The following is a 15,337-nucleotide window of genomic DNA, read 5'->3' as shown; positions in this document are numbered from 1 at the left end:
TTGGTTTTATTTTTGTGTAAAATTTATTGATATTCCAGCTTGATAGCTTCTCAAAGGCATGGCCTGCCATTGCATTACCTGATAGGAAACGTTCCAAAGGTTATGTATTTGGGCGTGAAGGTCGTATATGATTTTGCCTTTTTTAAAGCGCTTGCCAATAAATAGGTTGGCTAAATGGTAGCTTTGTAGTATTTGAGAGTTGTCTGTCGTAATAAACCGGTTCCCTGTAAAATTATGGTTGTACCTTAGTTGAAAGTCCCGGTAGCGCAACTCTATATTAAAAAGGGCATTATACATCGGTACATAGATAAGTTGCTTGCCTAAACTTCTATCGGCGGGGGAGGTTGTTTCCTCATTGGTGGCCACTACATAGTTGTAACCGGAAGAAATTGTATAGCCGATATTGTTGAGCTTGCCGGCTATTTTAGCATTGACTTCTAAACCCCTAGACCACACCGACCGGACATTTTTTGGACTCCAAAAGTTTCCCGTTGGCAACCAGATAATCATATTGTCGATGTTGCTGTTAAAAGCAGTTAAACCAGCTTCTGCTTTTGTGTTAGTGAAAGTTTTGTGGGTCACTATTCCTGCTTCTTGGCTCCACCCTGACTCTGGCACCAAATCAGGATTTCCGCCAGGCTGCCAGTATAAATCATTGAATGTGGGGATACGGTAAGTGCGTGCAACATTACCTTTTAGTTTTAGCCATGGGAGCAACCTTCCTCTGAAACCTGCAGCCGGAACTATGGGTGCTGTTATGTTTTCAACAAACTCTTGCCGTACAGAAGCATCTCCCGACCAGGTATTCGCTTTATTTCTTATCCTATAGGAAGAAAAAAAGGCTAGCCGGTTCTGTTCTACGCCTTCAGGGTAACCTCCTGTAGATTGTGCTGTGTGGTAGGAATTGTTGATGCCAAGGTTAAACAAATGGTTGTCGGCTACTTTAATATGGGCTTCTGCTTCATTTATCAAACTTTGAAAATTGGTTTCAGAGTTAATGTCAGCTAGCGTGTCGTAGTAGAAAGTGGTTTCGTTAAAATATGCTGACCTGATAAAATAGTTTACCCGTGTCCCTGTTTTTCGCCACTCAGCCGTAAACCTCCCAAACTGGCTGTTCAGTTCTGACGTGTTGCTTTCTGCAGTCATGGTGGGGGGGACTTCCCTGTTGTTGGATTGGAGCCATATCCTAAAGTTTAACTCCTGGTCTTTGCTGATTCGGAAATAGTTTTCTTGTAAGACCCCAAAATTTTGAAATGCGGCATTGGTTTGCCTTTCCAGTGGGTTCCCTTCGCGGGCTGTGTTGTAGTAGGGGTAGTTGTTGACTGCTGTGGTATAAAAGGCTTTTACACTTCCTGCATAACGGTTGTTGCTGTATCCAGCACTTATGTCTTTGTGGAAATGACCAAAACTTCCTATTCGTGCGCTTGTACCAACAGTTATACCTTTGTTGAACCTGCCTCTGTTTCGAAGGTGGATAGTTCCGCCCACAGCTCCGCTGCCCCATAAGGCACCTGCTCCGCCATACTGTACATTTACATCCTCCAAAAAGGACACGGGCACAAGAGAAAAGTCGATTTGCCCAAGGGTAGGTGCTTGAATATTGAAGCCGTTCCATAGTACAGCCGTGTGGGAGGCGCCTCCTCCTCTCATTGAAGTGGTAGCTAAATTTCCAGGCCCTTGGCTTTTTATAAAAATGTTGGTTTCGGCAGCAAGTACGTCTGCTATGGATTGATTTCGATAATTTTGTAGTGTGGCAGAGTCTACTTTTTCTATCCTGTTCCCTCCTGTAAATTGGTCAAAGCGGTCTCCTTCCACTACCACCTCTTCCAGCAACAGAGAGTCGCTGGCAACTTGTCCATAGGTGTTAATAGCCCCTAAGGCTAATATGAGAATAAGTGCCTGTTTTAAAAGATTCATTACAAATGATATAGATGAAACTACATCATCCGCAACAAAGCAGTAAAAGATCTGGAGTATAGTTGTTCCCGAACGGGTTCTTCTATTCTTCGCCTTTTCACCGAAAGCTACGAATGTATCTGTTTACCGGCAGGTCTTCTGACTTACTCTCTTTTGGTAGCCTTCCCGTCAAAGTAGACAGTGGCAAGAGGAACCAAAAGGTGTTGATGAGCTTACAGCAGCGGGAACTGTTCAGGATTTTCACCTGATTCCCTTTTAATCTAAAACATTGTTTTGTTTCAGAACCGGAAACTGTTGCAAATATAATTTATAAAAATGTAAAGAATCTACCTTTTCTATTTTTTTATTTTATGAAGTGTTAATATTGCCCCTATGAAAAAAACAGCCATTTTTTGGAGTGGAGGAAAAGATTCTGCACTTGCACTGTCTAAACTCATGGACGATACAGAGCATGAGGTTAAATATTTAATTACCACCATTCATCAATCTACCGGTAGGGTAAGTATGCACGGTGTTCGAAAAGAGCTGATCCTGCAACAAGCTGATGCTTTGGGTATACCGTTGGTTTTTATGGTTTTAAGAGAGCATGCTGATAGTCATGACGAATATGAAGATACTTTCAAAGCTTTGCTCAAAAAACTTAAAGAAGATGAAGGGATTGAAGTTATAGCTTTTGGGGACATCTTTTTAGAAGACCTTAAAATATATCGGGAAAACTTGATGAAGTCTTCTGGATTAGAAGTAGTTTTTCCTATTTGGGGAGAAGATACTAAGCTGCTTTTGTGGAAGTTTTCAGAGCTGGATTTTTCTGCTATTGTTTGTGCATCTTCAGCAGATTTTGAAGATTTGACAGGGGAAAGGTTAAATAGCGGTTTTATCAATATTTTACCAGAAGGGGTAGACCCTTGCGGCGAGAATGGTGAGTTTCATTCATTTGTATACGACGGGCCTATTTTTAAGCATGCTGTGAAGTTTAAAAAAGGAGAACGCATTCTTAAGCACTATACCATGGGGGATACCCAAAAAGGGTTTTACTTTTTGGATCTGTTGCCTGAATGAAACCTGTCCTTTAGAAAGTTTTGTTCTAAAAAGAAAAGGGCAGATTTATGAAGTTACTAATGACCATGGCTCTTTTTTTCGGCTTGATAGTGTCCGGTTTGTCCCAAGATACGCTCGAGGCTGAAGGTGTTCCCGAAACTATTGAGAATTTAGGAACGACAGAGCGGGATGTTGATGCATTTGTCCGTGGCGATGATGCCTTTGAGCCGGTAGAGCAAGAAGAACCTGGCAATAACACTGATGTTCAGGACGAAGAAGAGACGCCAGTAAAAAGGGAAGATGAAAAAGAGTTTGACGACTTAGAAGAATAAAAAAACCGGTGTAAAACCGGTTTTTTTATAGGGTTACCCATTTAAAAAAGTAAGGCCCTGCCGGCGAGGCAAAAGCAAATAAGCGAGCCTTGGTAAACTATTAAAACATTAGATAGCTAAATGAGTTAGCTGATTTTTTATTTTATCATCACATGTTTCATGCTTTTGAGTTTCTGTAAAGAAATGCCTGTGCCACTTATTGCTGATAATAAGTTATTTTCAGAAACATGTACTTTAAGTCTGGTTTTGGCTTCTATTCTTTTGTCCAACCCTTTTAAGTTACTGCCTCCGCCTGTAAGGTAGATTCCTTTTTTATAGATGTCGCTAGCAAGTTCAGGAGGACAGCTTTCAAGGGTTTTAACAACACCTTCTTCGATCATGGAAATAGACTTTTCCATGCATTGGGAGATTTCAGAGTAATTGATCAGGATTTCTTTAGGCAGACCGGTCATTAAATCCCTTCCAATAACATTCATGTCAGATGGAGGGTTTTCCAGTTCTACCAAAGCAGATCCAATTTCCATTTTAATTCTTTCAGCCGTACGCTCACCGATGAGTAAGTTATGCTCTCTACGCATGTAGTTGAGGATATCCCTATTCAAGGCATCTCCGGCCACTTTGAGCGACTGGTTTGTCACTACACCAGAGAGTGCAATAATGGCGATTTCAGTAGTTCCGCCACCCATATCTACAATTAGGGAGCCTTCCGGTTGTTCAATATCAATGCCTATGCCCAAAGCGGCAGCAAGTGGTTCATGGATCATAAATAAATCTTTAACGCCAGCATGTTCTGCAGAATCCCTTACGGCCCTCTTTTCCACTTCTGTGGCACCATAGGGAATGCATATAACCATTTTGTCTACACTTTTCAGTAAAGTCTTCTTGCCAGAAGAAGTGATCATTTTTAGCATGCCTCTGATCATGGCCTCAGCTGCATGGAAATTTGATATGACACCATCTTTCATGGGACGGATGGTTTTGATGTGCTCGTGTGTTTTTTCATGCATTTCCATGGCTTTTCTTCCAACAGCCACAATTTCCCCGGAAACGCTGTTTACAGCAATAATGGAAGGTTCATTAAGCACAATCTGGTCATTATGCATGATCAGTGTATTCGCAGTGCCTAGGTCAACGGCTATACCGTTGCCAAAGAAGTTAAATAAACCCATAAAAGAAGTGTTAAAAAGAAGTTTTAGTTTTGCTTTCTAACATCAGCAGAAATATAAAAAGTTCTGTTCTTCTAAGAAAAATATTACGAATAATGGGAGAGGTTGCTTTCTTGAATCACAAAAGCTTCTTGTAAAACCATTTCCAAATCATTGAGGTGGAAGTTCGCAAGGTCAGGCTCTATACCGTTTTCTTGCAAATAGCCAACTAGTAAACCCACTTGCATAAGAAAGGGTAGTTTGTCAAAAGGCACATTTTTTACTTCTGGAAATTCTTCTGTTGTATTGGAGTAAAAGTTCAGAAAATCTTTCCAGGCATTGGGAGAAGTTTCAGAAATTTCTTTTATCAGTGACATAAAGTAAAGTTTTTACAAATTTACTTATTTGTCATGAGGAAAAAATCCTTTTTCCGGTCAACTCTATTTTTTTATAAAGTCTTGTATGAAGCCATAGCCGTTAAGGAGTATTATGCCAGTAATGACAAAGGCTGCTCCTATTACTTGAAATACATTGATTACCTCGCCCAAAAAAATATATGCCATAAAAATGGTAGAAACAGGACCAATGCTGCCAATTAGGGAGGCTTTTCCCGAGCCAATGATCTTAATGCCTTGTGCTAACATAAATGATGGTATAACAGTAGATATCACAGCCATTAAGAACGTATAAAGGTATACCCTGGCTGGGAAAACCAGGTCGTTTAGGTCATGTTGGATAAAAAAGTGAACAAAAACCCCTAGACATGATACGATCATTACATAGGAAGTGAATTTCCACGGCCCGAAAACAGGAATTAACTTACCACTGCCTATCAGGTATATAGCATAGCTTAAAGCACTGAGGAAAACCAGAAAACTACCTTTCCATATATCCTTTTGGTCTAATGATAAATCTGTGAGTATGACAAAGAATATTCCTCCATAGGTCATAAGGAGGGCTATCATTTCGTTTTTCTTGATTTTGGTCCGGAATACGATGGCTGATATAAAAATAACCAGTGTAGGATAAATAAATAGGATGAGCCTTTCTAAGGACGCTGTAATATAGTTTAGCCCTTCAAAGTCCATAAGGCTGGAAAAATAGTAGCCCGCCAGCCCTAGGAATACCAGAGACAGCCAATGTTTTCTGACAGGTGCTGTGTTTGTTTTCTCAGATCGTATGAAGTAGGCAATGCAAATATAAAAAGGGAGAGAGAATAACATTCTTAATGCCAGTGCCGAAACAGGGGGCACTTCGTAATGATAAGAAAGTTTTACCAAAATGGCTTTGGTAGAGAACAGTACAGCTCCTACGAAAACAAGCAACAGTCCTGCAAAATCTGACATTTTCACAGACTTGCTTTGCGTGTTCTTTACTTTAGACTTAATAGGGTTGATAGCGCTTATTTGGTTTAGTTAATATTGCCAAACAGGTTTTGCGTTCAGTTTCCCTTTTAATGTATCTTCTTCTTAGGTTTTGAATTCAGAATTTTCCAACTGTCGGAGTTTATGGCAGCATTATTGGCCATAAAGCCGATACTGAAAATTTAAAGAAAGTAGTACAGGGAATTTTTGAGGCAATCGGTATTTGCAAAGTTTGCCACAAAACTACAGTGCTTTCTTAAACTTTTACCACCTTTTGGTCAATAATTTTTAGTGTTGGTCTTTAACATCTATTATGAAAGCATACACTGTTGCGTAGAATATGATCATAATGGCAGCAGTAAAAAAGTAACCGAAGTAAATTTCAAGGCTTATTATAAAACTCAGTATTAGGAAATCGAAAATTCTTCTCATTGTTGTAAAGTAGGTGTGTTGAATAAAAAACGAATGGTCTTTCCAGTTATTTTAGTTAATGCTTAATTCATTTGTCTAGTTCTTTTGCATGAAGCTTTGATTTTTACCTTGATGTAAGAAATTTTTTATTTTTATCAACAAAAGCTTCTTCTAGGGGTTTTATAAATACTACCTGTCAAAATTTTTTCACCTTAAAAAGGAAAAGATATGAAAGAAACAGAAATAGAACTTGAAAAAAACAAGCGATTCCTTCATAAGGTACTATATGCAGATTTTAACCTAATCAGTATTAACCCTAAGCTAAATAACTGGCATACGCTTAGCTGGGAAGTGTTCAGAAAAGAACTGTCCAAAGAACATGTGGATGTAGCCAACTGCAAGCACAGAAACTGGAAAAAGCTGTTTGTAAGTCAGAAGCGAAAAATTAACAATTTAATGGGAAAACTTCTTCAGGATATTGAAAAAATGGGCTGATAATAACTTTTTTTATTACTTATTACAAATTTTTTGCAGCCTTGTAACTAAAAATATTTTTTTTATGTTTAAGCTTTGAACGGCTTGTGCATGAAAAAAATTGATAAACTAATTATTTCAGCCTTTCTTGGGCCCTTTCTGCTAACCTTCATGGTTGTGGTGTTTATTCTACTTACCCAATTCCTGTTGAAATACCTGGATGATTTTATGGGCAAAGGGTTAGGAGTGACCGTTTATGCAGAATTGATATTTTATTTTAGTCTGAACATGGTGCCCATGGCGCTGCCATTGGCTATCCTCTTGTCTTCCTTGATGACATTTGGTACCTTGGGGCAGCACCATGAACTTACCGCTATAAAGAGCTCTGGCGTTTCTTTGATCAGGATACTTGTGCCTATATTTGTTATTGTTGTAGGTTTGGGTATCACAGGGTTCTTTTTCAATAACCATGTAGTCCCCAAGGCCAACCTCAAAGCCTTTAGCCTCCTTTACGATATAAGGCAAAAGAAACCAGCGTTAGATTTGAAAGAAGGTATATTTTACCAAGGTATCCCTGGCTATAGCATTAAAATAACCAAAAAGGAGGCCGATGGTAAATCGCTTAAAGGTGTTATGATTTATGACCATACCAGCGGTCGGGGAAATACAGAAGTGATTGTCGCAGACTCTGGGAGTATGTATACCTTTCACAACGAGCAATACCTAAGTTTTGACCTTTATAATGGAAAGAGTTATTCTGAGAAGAAAGAGGATGACAGCAAAAAAGAACAGTTTGTGGTAAACAGCTTCCAGAAGAGCAGGATTATATTCAGTCTGTCTTCTTTTTCGCTCAACAGGACACCAGAAGAGCTGTTTCAGTCAAACCGCTTGATGAAAGATATCAAAGAGCTGAACTATGTTATGGACTCTTTACGGCTTGAACAGGACAAGCTTATGGGAAAACTTCCTGAATCGGTACAACCTTTTTACCTGTTCCACCCGGTTACAGATACTTTGGAACAAAAATTTGCAGAGGATTCATTATTCATAAACCTCCAGCACGCCAACTTGTCGTTAGATAGTATGGCTACCAAGGTTGGCCATAATGTGGTGTTGAGCAAAGCCGCAAACCAGGCACGTAGTATACGGAGCTATACTTCGAGCCAGGCCGACCGTATCAAGTTCTTGAAGAAAGAAGCCAATACCTATCATATTGAGAAAATGCATAAATACACTCAGGCTGTTGCATGTATAATTATGTTTTTAATAGGAGCGCCATTAGGTGCGATTATTAAAAAAGGAGGGTTGGGTGTGCCGGTATTACTGTCTATCGTGTTTTTCATATTCTTTTATGTGATCTCATTGATTATGGAGAGATACTGTAAAGAAGGTATCGTATTGCTTCCATATGGTATGTGGACGGCCAATTTGGTGTACTTGCCACTGGGGCTGTTTTTCTTAAAGCAGGCGAAAAACGATTCGAGGTTGTTTGACTCAGACAGTTGGGTGATACTGATAGGCAGGATCAAAAAGATGTTCAAAAAGAATAAGAAATAACAGAATTTTTTCAAACAAAAAGAGGTTATTTCAGTAGTAGAATTTATAGTGTTTTAAATTAATAATAAAAATTTGTTTTAAAGCTATATCTGGCATATATTTGCAGCTTGAAAAAAATTAAGGAAAATCATAAGTCATAAGCGATGTATTTAACTAGCGACATTAAGAAGGACATTTTTAAAAAGCACGGCAGAGCAAAAAGTGAGACAGATACCGGTTCACCGGAAGCGCAGATAAGTTTGTTCTCGCATCGTATCAATCACCTTACAGAGCACTTAAAAGGGAATAAGAAAGATTATTCCACTAGATTAGGTCTTCTTAAGCTGGTAGGTAAAAGAAGAAGATTGCTCGACTATCTTTATAGAGTAGATATTGAGCGTTACAGAGCGATTATCGCTGAGCTTAATATCAGAAAGTAATTTAAAAGCCTTTCTTATAAACAGGGAATCTTTTATCGGATTCCCTGTTTTCTTCCTGTCCTGCATCAAAATATAGCTTTTATAATATATTTTTATTTAATCAAATTGTTGAAAAATATACATGTTGCCACAAGTAATACAAAAAAAGATACAACTAAAGGACGGCAGGGAAATTCTAATAGAAACTGGTAAGCTTGCCAAACAGGCAGACGGATCTGCTGTAGTGAGAATGGGGGATACCATGATTCTGGCCACTGTCGTGTCTTCAAAAGAGGCAAGAGAGGGAGTGGATTTTATGCCTCTTTCTGTTGACTATCAGGAGAAATTTGCGGCTGCTGGACGTATTCCAGGAGGCTTTCTGAAAAGGGAGGGTAGACTTTCTGACCATGAAGTGCTTATCTCAAGGTTGGTCGATAGGGCCATGAGACCTTTGTTCCCTGAAGATTATCATGCTGATACTCAGGTTAACTTAATGATGATTTCTGGTGATAAAAACGTTCCACCAGATGCACTTGCTGCACTGGCTGCTTCTGCTGCCATTTCTGTTTCTGATATCCCTTTTAACGGACCGATTTCAGAAGTAAGAGTTGTAAGGATCAATGGTGAGTTTATCGTTAACCCTACCTCTGAGCAAATCCTTGAAGCTGATATTGACTTAATGATTGGTGCTTCCTACGACAACATAGTAATGGTTGAAGGGGAAATGGATGAGGTGCAGGAAGAAGAAATGCTTGAAGCGCTGAAAATTGGCCATGAAGCTATTAAAGAACAGTGCTTGGTTCTTAAAGAACTAGAAAAAGAAGCTGGTAAAACTGAGAAAAGAACGTATAGTCATGAGACCCATGACTTGGAGTTGAAAGAAAAATTATATAAGCTGCTTTATGATAAAGTGTATGAAGTAGCTGCTAAGCAAATTGCCAACAAGAGCCTAAGAAGCGAGTCTTTTAAAGCGATTAAAGAAGAGTATGTTGCTTCTTTGCCTGAAGATCACGAAGAAGATCTAGGCCTAATAAGTAAGTACTATCACGATATTGAAAAAGACGCTGTTCGTAACCTTGTATTGAACGAGCGCGTAAGATTAGATGGTAGAAAGCTAGAGCAGATCAGACCTATTTGGAGTGAGGTTGATTACCTTCCTTCTGCGCATGGTTCTGCTATATTTACAAGGGGCGAAACCCAATCTTTAACAACTGTTACTTTGGGAACAAAGCTTGATGAGCAGATTCTTGACAGTGCACTCCTAAGTGGCTCAAGCAAGTTTATGCTTCACTACAACTTCCCTGGCTTCTCAACAGGTGAGGTTAAGCCTAACAGAGGTCCCGGAAGAAGGGAGATCGGGCACGGAAACCTTGCTTTCAGAGCAATTAAAAAAATACTTCCTCCGGTAGAGGAAAATCCATATACCATCAGGGTTGTTTCTGATATTCTAGAATCAAACGGTTCGTCTTCTATGGCTACTGTTTGTGCTGGTACATTGGCACTTATGGATGCAGGTGTGAAAATAACAAGCCCTGTTTCTGGTATAGCCATGGGACTAATCAGCGATAGCGAGTCTGGTAAATTTGCAGTTCTTTCTGATATCCTTGGTGATGAAGATCACTTGGGTGATATGGACTTTAAAGTTACTGGTACTTCAAAAGGTATTACTGCATGTCAAATGGATATGAAGGTAGAAGGGCTGTCTTACGAAGTATTGCATCAGGCACTTATGCAAGCCAAAGACGGAAGGCTTCATATATTGAATGAAATGCTTAAAACCATGCCTTCTAGCAGAGAAGATTATAAGCCTCATACCCCTCGTTCTTATGCAATACGCATTCCTAAGGATATGATTGGTGCAGTGATCGGGCCTGGCGGAAAAGTTGTTCAGGAAATCCAGAAAGTAACCACTGCTACTGTAGTGATAGAGGAAGTAGAAGATGCTGGTTTGGTCAATATCTTTGCCAAAGATAAAGAGGTGATGGATCAGGCGGTGAACTGGGTGAAAGGCATTGTGGCCATACCTGAAGTAGGTGAGACTTATGAAGGAAAAGTAAAATCTATTATGCCTTTTGGTGCTTTTGTAGAGTTTATGCCAGGCAAAGATGGCCTTCTTCATATTTCTGAAATAAAATGGGAGAGACTTGAAACTATGGAGGGTGTTCTTGAGGTTGGAGAAGAAGTGAAAGTAAAACTTATAGAAATAGACAAGAAAACTGGAAAATTTCGTTTATCCAGAAAAGCATTGCTACCTAAGCCCGAGAAAAAGGAAACTACGAAGTAATGATATTCTTGAAAAAGGCAAAACTATGAAAGGTACTTTTACGTTTGAGCCAAATATAATTAACCCAAAAAACTACTTTAATGAGACAGCTTAAGATAAGCAAGCAGATTACCAACCGAGAAAGTCAGTCTTTAGATAAATATCTACAAGAGATTGGTAAGGTAGATCTGTTGACACCTGATGAGGAAGTAGAACTTGCTAAGCGGATCAGAGAAGGTGATCAACTTGCTTTAGAAAAACTTACAAAGGCTAATTTAAGATTTGTTGTTTCTGTTGCCAAGCAGTATCAAAACCAAGGGTTATCTCTTGGTGATTTGATCAACGAAGGAAATCTTGGACTTATTAAAGCTGCACAAAGGTTTGACGAGACCAGAGGTTTTAAATTTATCTCTTATGCTGTTTGGTGGATCAGGCAGTCTATTCTTCAGGCATTGGCTGAGCAGTCTCGTATCGTGAGACTTCCTCTTAATAGGGTTGGCTCTCTAAATAAAATTTCTAAAACTTTTTCTGATCTTGAGCAAAAATACGAAAGAGAGCCGTCGCCAGATGAGCTTGCAGAAGTATTAGAAGTATCCACTTCGGAAGTGGTTGACACCATGAAAATTTCTGGCCGTCACGTTTCTATGGATGCCCCTTTTGTACAAGGAGAGGAGAATAGCCTACTTGATGTTCTTGAGAATGACAGTGAAGTTACACCTGACTCTGAGTTAATGAATGACTCGCTTAGAAAAGAAGTCCAAAGAGCTCTTTCTACGCTTACTCAAAGAGAAGGTGATGTGATTAGTCTGTATTTCGGCTTGAACGGAGAACACTCTATGACTCTTGAAGAAATAGGTGAAAAGTTCAACCTTACTAGAGAAAGGGTAAGACAGATTAAAGAAAAGGCCATAAGAAGGCTAAGACATACGTCTAGAAGTAAAGCGCTTAAACCGTATTTGGGTTAATTATATTTCCATAATGTTTTGAAAGGAGATTCTTAAAATGGTCTCCTTTTTTTATGCTAAAGTTTAATGGTAGGTTATCTTAACTACCAGTTTGAATGCTCCTCTACAGCCTAACTTCACTACTTGTATTTTAGTCTATTAATGGTTTTTGAACCTGAATTATACGATAGATATCAATAATCTTTTTTTAGTATTGCATGTAGCGCTAATTTTCCCGAAATTCGCAACACCTATAAATTTATTTATCTATTATATTATGGCTGAAGAAAAAGTATCCTGCCTGATTATCGGTTCCGGCCCTGCCGGATATACCGCTGCAATATATGCTTCGCGCGCTGGTCTTAACCCTGTTATGTATCAAGGTGGACAACCTGGCGGTCAATTAATGATTACCAATGATGTCGAGAACTACCCGGGCTACTCTGATGGCGTCATGGGTCCTCAGATGATGGAAGATTTTCGTAAACAAGCGGCCAGGTTCGGTACAGACATCAGGTTTGGTTTGGCTACCAAAGTAGATTTTTCAGGGCCTGTTCATAAGGTTTTTATAGACGATGCTCATTTGATACTAGCTGAAACAGTAATTATCGCTACTGGGGCATCAGCTAAGTGGTTAGGACTGGAGTCTGAAGCACGTCTTAATGGTAAAGGCGTATCTGCTTGTGCTGTTTGTGACGGATTTTTCTTCAGGGGGATGGATGTAGCTGTTATTGGTGGTGGGGACACTGCTTGCGAAGAAGCCAGTTATTTATCAAAGCTTTGTAAAAAGGTATATATGATCGTTAGGAGAGATGAAATGCGTGCTTCTGACATCATGCAAAAAAGAGTTTTGAATGCCAATAACGTTGAAATCCTTTGGGACACGGTAACCGAAGAGGTGCTTGGTGAAGAGGAAGTGGATGGTATTAGAATTAAAAACAATAAGTCTGGAGAGGTAAAAGAAATTCCAGTAAAAGCTTTCTTTGTAGCTATTGGTCACCAGCCCAATACAGGGATTTTCAAGGAGTGGCTTGATATGGATGAAAGCGGATATATAAAGACTGTCCCTGGTTCTAGCAGAACTAACATTCATGGAGTCTTCGCTTGTGGCGATGCTCAGGATAATATATATAGACAAGCTGTTACAGCGGCTGGTACAGGCTGTATGGCTGCGTTGGATGCTGAGCGCTATCTGGTTGAAAAAGAAAATATGTAATATATACAGTAGCCTCTTCTGTTCCAGAAGAGGCTGCTGCTTTTCCTTTGTATCCTTTCCTGTTTATTTGTCAAAAGCAAAAACAATTCTAAACCTCTACGTGTAATAGAAAGGAACTTCTTTTTACGATTGTTTTTGTACTGTAGTTAATTATTGATGAAACTTGATATATTAGTCTTTTCGGTTCACCCTGATGATGCTGAGTTGGGATGTAGTGGAACCATTTTATCTCATATTGCCATGGGTAAAAAAGTAGGTGTTGTTGATTTAACACAGGGGGAGCTTGGTACTAGGGGCAATGCAGAGTTAAGACTACAAGAAGCAGATGATGCTTCTGAGATTTTAAAGCTTTCAGCAAGGGAAAACCTAGGTTTTAGGGATGGTTTTTTTACTATAGATGAAGATCATTTACTTTCTGTAATTCGTATTATCAGGAAATTTCAGCCTGAAATCGTTATTGCCAATGCTATAGAAGATAGGCATCCAGACCATGGCAGGGCTTCTGATCTTGTAGCAGAGGCTAGTTTTTTATCTGGATTGCGAAAAATAAAAACTTCTCTTGATGGAGAAAGCCAGGCAGCTTGGAGGCCTAGAAAAGTCTATAACTTTATTCAAGACAGATATATTAAGCCTGATTTGATCGTGGATATTTCTGACTTTTGGGATGAAAAGGTAAAATCGATATTAGCTTATAAAAGCCAATTTTACAACCCTGAAAATGATGAACCGGAAACCTATATTTCCTCACCTGAGTTTTTAAAATTTGTAGAAGCTCGCGCTATGGAATACGGGCATTATATTGGTGTAAAATACGGTGAAGGCTTTACTTGTCGCCAGAGGGTTGGGGTAAAAAACCTTTTTGACCTGCTTTAAGGTGCCAACCGGGCTTTTACCCACTCATTTTCACCTGACGATTTATAGCAAATCCTGTCGTGTAGCCTTCCGGGCCTACCTTGCCAAAACTCAAAATAGTCAGGTATCAAGCAGAAACCGCCCCAGTGTTCAGGTTTTTGAAGATTTTCTTCACTATAGGTATTTTGGGCTTCCTCAAACTTTTTTTCAAGCACCTCTTTAGAAATTTCAGTGCTTTGTGGAGAAATAGTTGCACCGACCCTACTTAAAAATGGCCTAGATTTAAAGTATTTTTCAGACTCTTCTTCAGAAATTTTTTCAACAAACCCTTCTATACGCACCTGTCTTTCAAGTTCTGGCCAAAAAAAAGTGATGCATCCCGCTGGGTTTTCTTCCAGTTCTTTTCCTTTTCTGCTTTGGTAGTTTGTAAAAAAGACCAGTCCTTTTTCGTTAACTTCTTTAAGCAGTAAAATTCTTGAAGTTGGTCTGCAATCTTTAGAAACTGTGGAAAAATTCATGGCAGTGGGTTCGCAAACATTAGCAGTGATGGCCTCATTAAGCCATTGAGAAAACTGATCCAATGGTTTATATGTTGTTTCTTCTTCAGACAATGACTTCTTTTTGTAGTCTTTTCTGATATCAGCTAAGTTAAGGTTTGCTTTGCTCATGATTTTCGTTTTTCCTGAACAAATATAATGTACAACTGTTTAAAGTACATATTAAATCACAAACATTTGTTCGTACAAATTATTTGGATTGTTTGACTGTCAGATTTATTATTGTTAAATTAAATTAGGTATAGGATTTGAGCCGGCTGGGGTTATATGTCCCGTCGTATAAATTTAATTAGTATTATGGTAAGTAAAGGGCACATATTATTATCAGAACCTTATTTAGGGGACAATAGTTTTGAAAGGAGTGTAATACTTCTTTGTGAAAACAATGAACAAGGTGCCTTTGGGTTTATCCTGAACAAGCCAACGATACTTACTTTAGAAGCTGTATTAGCAGGCGTAGACGATTTTGATGAGATGTTATATATGGGTGGGCCTGTAGGGCAAGATTCTTTACATTTTATTTATCGAAACAATTTTCCACTTGAAGGGTCAGTAGAGGTAATGGATAATTTGTACTGGGGTGGAGACTATGAACAACTCAAATATCTTATTAATACTAAGCAGCTCAATACCGCTGACATCAGGTTCTTCCTTGGTTATTCAGGATGGGGCGAAGGTCAGTTGGACGAAGAGCTTGAAGAAAATGCATGGATCGTGGCAGAAGCCAATTCTGGTGATATCTTTGATACTACACCTGGTGATATGTGGCGCTTTATGTTACAGAAAAAAGGGGGTAAATATAAGATGATGTCTAATTACCCCATAGATCCGAGACTAAACTAAACCTATTAGGAACAACAAAACCCTTA

At 39.0% G+C, this 15,337-nt stretch carries 15 protein-coding genes and 1 riboswitch; of the genes, 10 read left to right on the top strand and 5 right to left on the bottom strand.

Translation table 11 applies throughout. The annotated features are described in order from the left end of the window. Positions 1–6: 6 nt before the first annotated feature. The gene (locus RCC89_14770; GenBank protein WMJ74418.1) at positions 7–1,917 is read right to left on the bottom strand and encodes a TonB-dependent receptor; all 1,911 of its coding nucleotides are present in this window, start codon (positions 1,915–1,917) and stop codon (positions 7–9) included. Between the two features lie 110 nt (positions 1,918–2,027). Further along, positions 2,028–2,221: riboswitch (cobalamin riboswitch) on the bottom strand. Between the two features lie 68 nt (positions 2,222–2,289). Here RCC89_14770 and RCC89_14765 point away from each other — a divergent pair. Both RCC89_14765 and RCC89_14760 read left to right on the top strand, forming a co-directional pair. Beyond that, entirely contained in the window at positions 2,290–2,976 is a 687-nt protein-coding gene (locus RCC89_14765) for a diphthine--ammonia ligase (protein WMJ74417.1), read from the top strand. Between the two features lie 47 nt (positions 2,977–3,023). Next, positions 3,024–3,287 (top strand): hypothetical protein, encoded by a 264-nt coding sequence (locus RCC89_14760; GenBank protein ID WMJ74416.1) that lies wholly within the window; start codon positions 3,024–3,026, stop codon positions 3,285–3,287. Between the two features lie 137 nt (positions 3,288–3,424). On the opposite strand, the gene RCC89_14755 is transcribed toward RCC89_14760, so the two are convergent. From RCC89_14755 to RCC89_14745, 3 genes are all read right to left on the bottom strand, one after another. Then, positions 3,425–4,456, bottom strand: a complete 1,032-nt coding sequence (locus RCC89_14755; GenBank protein WMJ74415.1) for a rod shape-determining protein — start codon at positions 4,454–4,456, stop codon at positions 3,425–3,427. A gap of 83 nt (positions 4,457–4,539) precedes the next feature. Continuing rightward, complete coding sequence (locus RCC89_14750) at positions 4,540–4,809, bottom strand: hypothetical protein (protein ID WMJ74414.1); 270 nt, start codon at positions 4,807–4,809, stop codon at positions 4,540–4,542. Positions 4,810–4,872: 63 nt separating this feature from the next. Beyond that, positions 4,873–5,778 (bottom strand): DMT family transporter, encoded by a 906-nt coding sequence (locus RCC89_14745; GenBank protein WMJ74413.1) that lies wholly within the window; start codon positions 5,776–5,778, stop codon positions 4,873–4,875. Between the two features lie 657 nt (positions 5,779–6,435). Here RCC89_14745 and RCC89_14740 point away from each other — a divergent pair. From RCC89_14740 to bshB1, 7 genes are all read left to right on the top strand, one after another. Next, the gene (locus RCC89_14740) at positions 6,436–6,702 is read left to right on the top strand and encodes a hypothetical protein (protein WMJ74412.1); all 267 of its coding nucleotides are present in this window, start codon (positions 6,436–6,438) and stop codon (positions 6,700–6,702) included. Positions 6,703–6,792: 90 nt separating this feature from the next. After that, positions 6,793–8,238 carry an LptF/LptG family permease gene (locus RCC89_14735; protein ID WMJ74411.1) on the top strand — a complete coding sequence of 482 codons (1,446 nt, stop codon included), beginning with the start codon at positions 6,793–6,795 and terminating at the stop codon, positions 8,236–8,238. A 143-nt stretch (positions 8,239–8,381) separates the two neighbouring features. Further along, positions 8,382–8,657, top strand: a complete 276-nt coding sequence (rpsO, locus tag RCC89_14730; protein WMJ74410.1) for a 30S ribosomal protein S15 — start codon at positions 8,382–8,384, stop codon at positions 8,655–8,657. Between the two features lie 121 nt (positions 8,658–8,778). Then, positions 8,779–10,920, top strand: coding sequence for a polyribonucleotide nucleotidyltransferase (gene pnp / locus RCC89_14725; GenBank protein WMJ74409.1), 2,142 nt, complete (start codon positions 8,779–8,781; stop codon positions 10,918–10,920). Between the two features lie 80 nt (positions 10,921–11,000). Then, on the top strand, positions 11,001–11,864 hold the full coding sequence (locus RCC89_14720; GenBank protein WMJ74408.1) for an RNA polymerase sigma factor RpoD/SigA: 864 nt from the start codon (positions 11,001–11,003) through the stop codon (positions 11,862–11,864). 256 nt (positions 11,865–12,120) lie between these two features. Further along, the gene (trxB, locus tag RCC89_14715; GenBank protein WMJ74407.1) at positions 12,121–13,059 is read left to right on the top strand and encodes a thioredoxin-disulfide reductase; all 939 of its coding nucleotides are present in this window, start codon (positions 12,121–12,123) and stop codon (positions 13,057–13,059) included. 156 nt (positions 13,060–13,215) lie between these two features. Next, entirely contained in the window at positions 13,216–13,932 is a 717-nt protein-coding gene (bshB1, locus tag RCC89_14710) for a bacillithiol biosynthesis deacetylase BshB1 (protein ID WMJ74406.1), read from the top strand. Here the strand turns inward: bshB1 and pdxH are convergent. Further along, a complete protein-coding gene (gene pdxH / locus RCC89_14705; protein WMJ74405.1) occupies positions 13,929–14,579 on the bottom strand; it encodes a pyridoxamine 5'-phosphate oxidase in 651 nt (216 codons plus the stop codon). The two genes, bshB1 and pdxH, sit on opposite strands and share 4 nt — an antisense overlap. A gap of 186 nt (positions 14,580–14,765) precedes the next feature. On the opposite strand from pdxH, the gene RCC89_14700 reads away from it, so the two are divergent. After that, positions 14,766–15,311: a YqgE/AlgH family protein gene (locus RCC89_14700; GenBank protein ID WMJ74404.1), complete on the top strand. Its 546-nt coding sequence runs from the start codon at positions 14,766–14,768 to the stop codon at positions 15,309–15,311. Positions 15,312–15,337 lie beyond the last annotated feature (26 nt).

This window comes from Cytophagaceae bacterium ABcell3 (assembly GCA_030913385.1).
Classification (GTDB): Bacteria; Bacteroidota; Bacteroidia; order Cytophagales; family Cytophagaceae; genus ABcell3.
Note: the sequence above shows the minus strand (reverse complement) of the source record. Positions and strands in the feature narration are given on the sequence as shown.

What these genes read in the sequence shown, in the direction of transcription:
- RCC89_14735 (WMJ74411.1), top strand. Translation starts at nt 6,793, where the DNA reads ATGAAAAAAATTGATAAACTAATTATTTCAGCCTTTCTTGGGCCCTTT.
- RCC89_14720 (WMJ74408.1), top strand. Translation starts at nt 11,001, where the DNA reads ATGAGACAGCTTAAGATAAGCAAGCAGATTACCAACCGAGAAAGTCAG.
- pnp (WMJ74409.1), top strand. Translation starts at nt 8,779, where the DNA reads ATGTTGCCACAAGTAATACAAAAAAAGATACAACTAAAGGACGGCAGG.
- RCC89_14750 (WMJ74414.1), bottom strand. Translation starts at nt 4,809, where the DNA reads ATGTCACTGATAAAAGAAATTTCTGAAACTTCTCCCAATGCCTGGAAA.
- RCC89_14745 (WMJ74413.1), bottom strand. Translation starts at nt 5,778, where the DNA reads ATGTCAGATTTTGCAGGACTGTTGCTTGTTTTCGTAGGAGCTGTACTG.
- RCC89_14765 (WMJ74417.1), top strand. Translation starts at nt 2,290, where the DNA reads ATGAAAAAAACAGCCATTTTTTGGAGTGGAGGAAAAGATTCTGCACTT.
- RCC89_14770 (WMJ74418.1), bottom strand. Translation starts at nt 1,917, where the DNA reads ATGAATCTTTTAAAACAGGCACTTATTCTCATATTAGCCTTAGGGGCT.
- RCC89_14755 (WMJ74415.1), bottom strand. Translation starts at nt 4,456, where the DNA reads ATGGGTTTATTTAACTTCTTTGGCAACGGTATAGCCGTTGACCTAGGC.
- bshB1 (WMJ74406.1), top strand. Translation starts at nt 13,216, where the DNA reads ATGAAACTTGATATATTAGTCTTTTCGGTTCACCCTGATGATGCTGAG.
- RCC89_14740 (WMJ74412.1), top strand. Translation starts at nt 6,436, where the DNA reads ATGAAAGAAACAGAAATAGAACTTGAAAAAAACAAGCGATTCCTTCAT.
- rpsO (WMJ74410.1), top strand. Translation starts at nt 8,382, where the DNA reads ATGTATTTAACTAGCGACATTAAGAAGGACATTTTTAAAAAGCACGGC.
- pdxH (WMJ74405.1), bottom strand. Translation starts at nt 14,579, where the DNA reads ATGAGCAAAGCAAACCTTAACTTAGCTGATATCAGAAAAGACTACAAA.
- RCC89_14760 (WMJ74416.1), top strand. Translation starts at nt 3,024, where the DNA reads ATGAAGTTACTAATGACCATGGCTCTTTTTTTCGGCTTGATAGTGTCC.
- RCC89_14700 (WMJ74404.1), top strand. Translation starts at nt 14,766, where the DNA reads ATGGTAAGTAAAGGGCACATATTATTATCAGAACCTTATTTAGGGGAC.
- trxB (WMJ74407.1), top strand. Translation starts at nt 12,121, where the DNA reads ATGGCTGAAGAAAAAGTATCCTGCCTGATTATCGGTTCCGGCCCTGCC.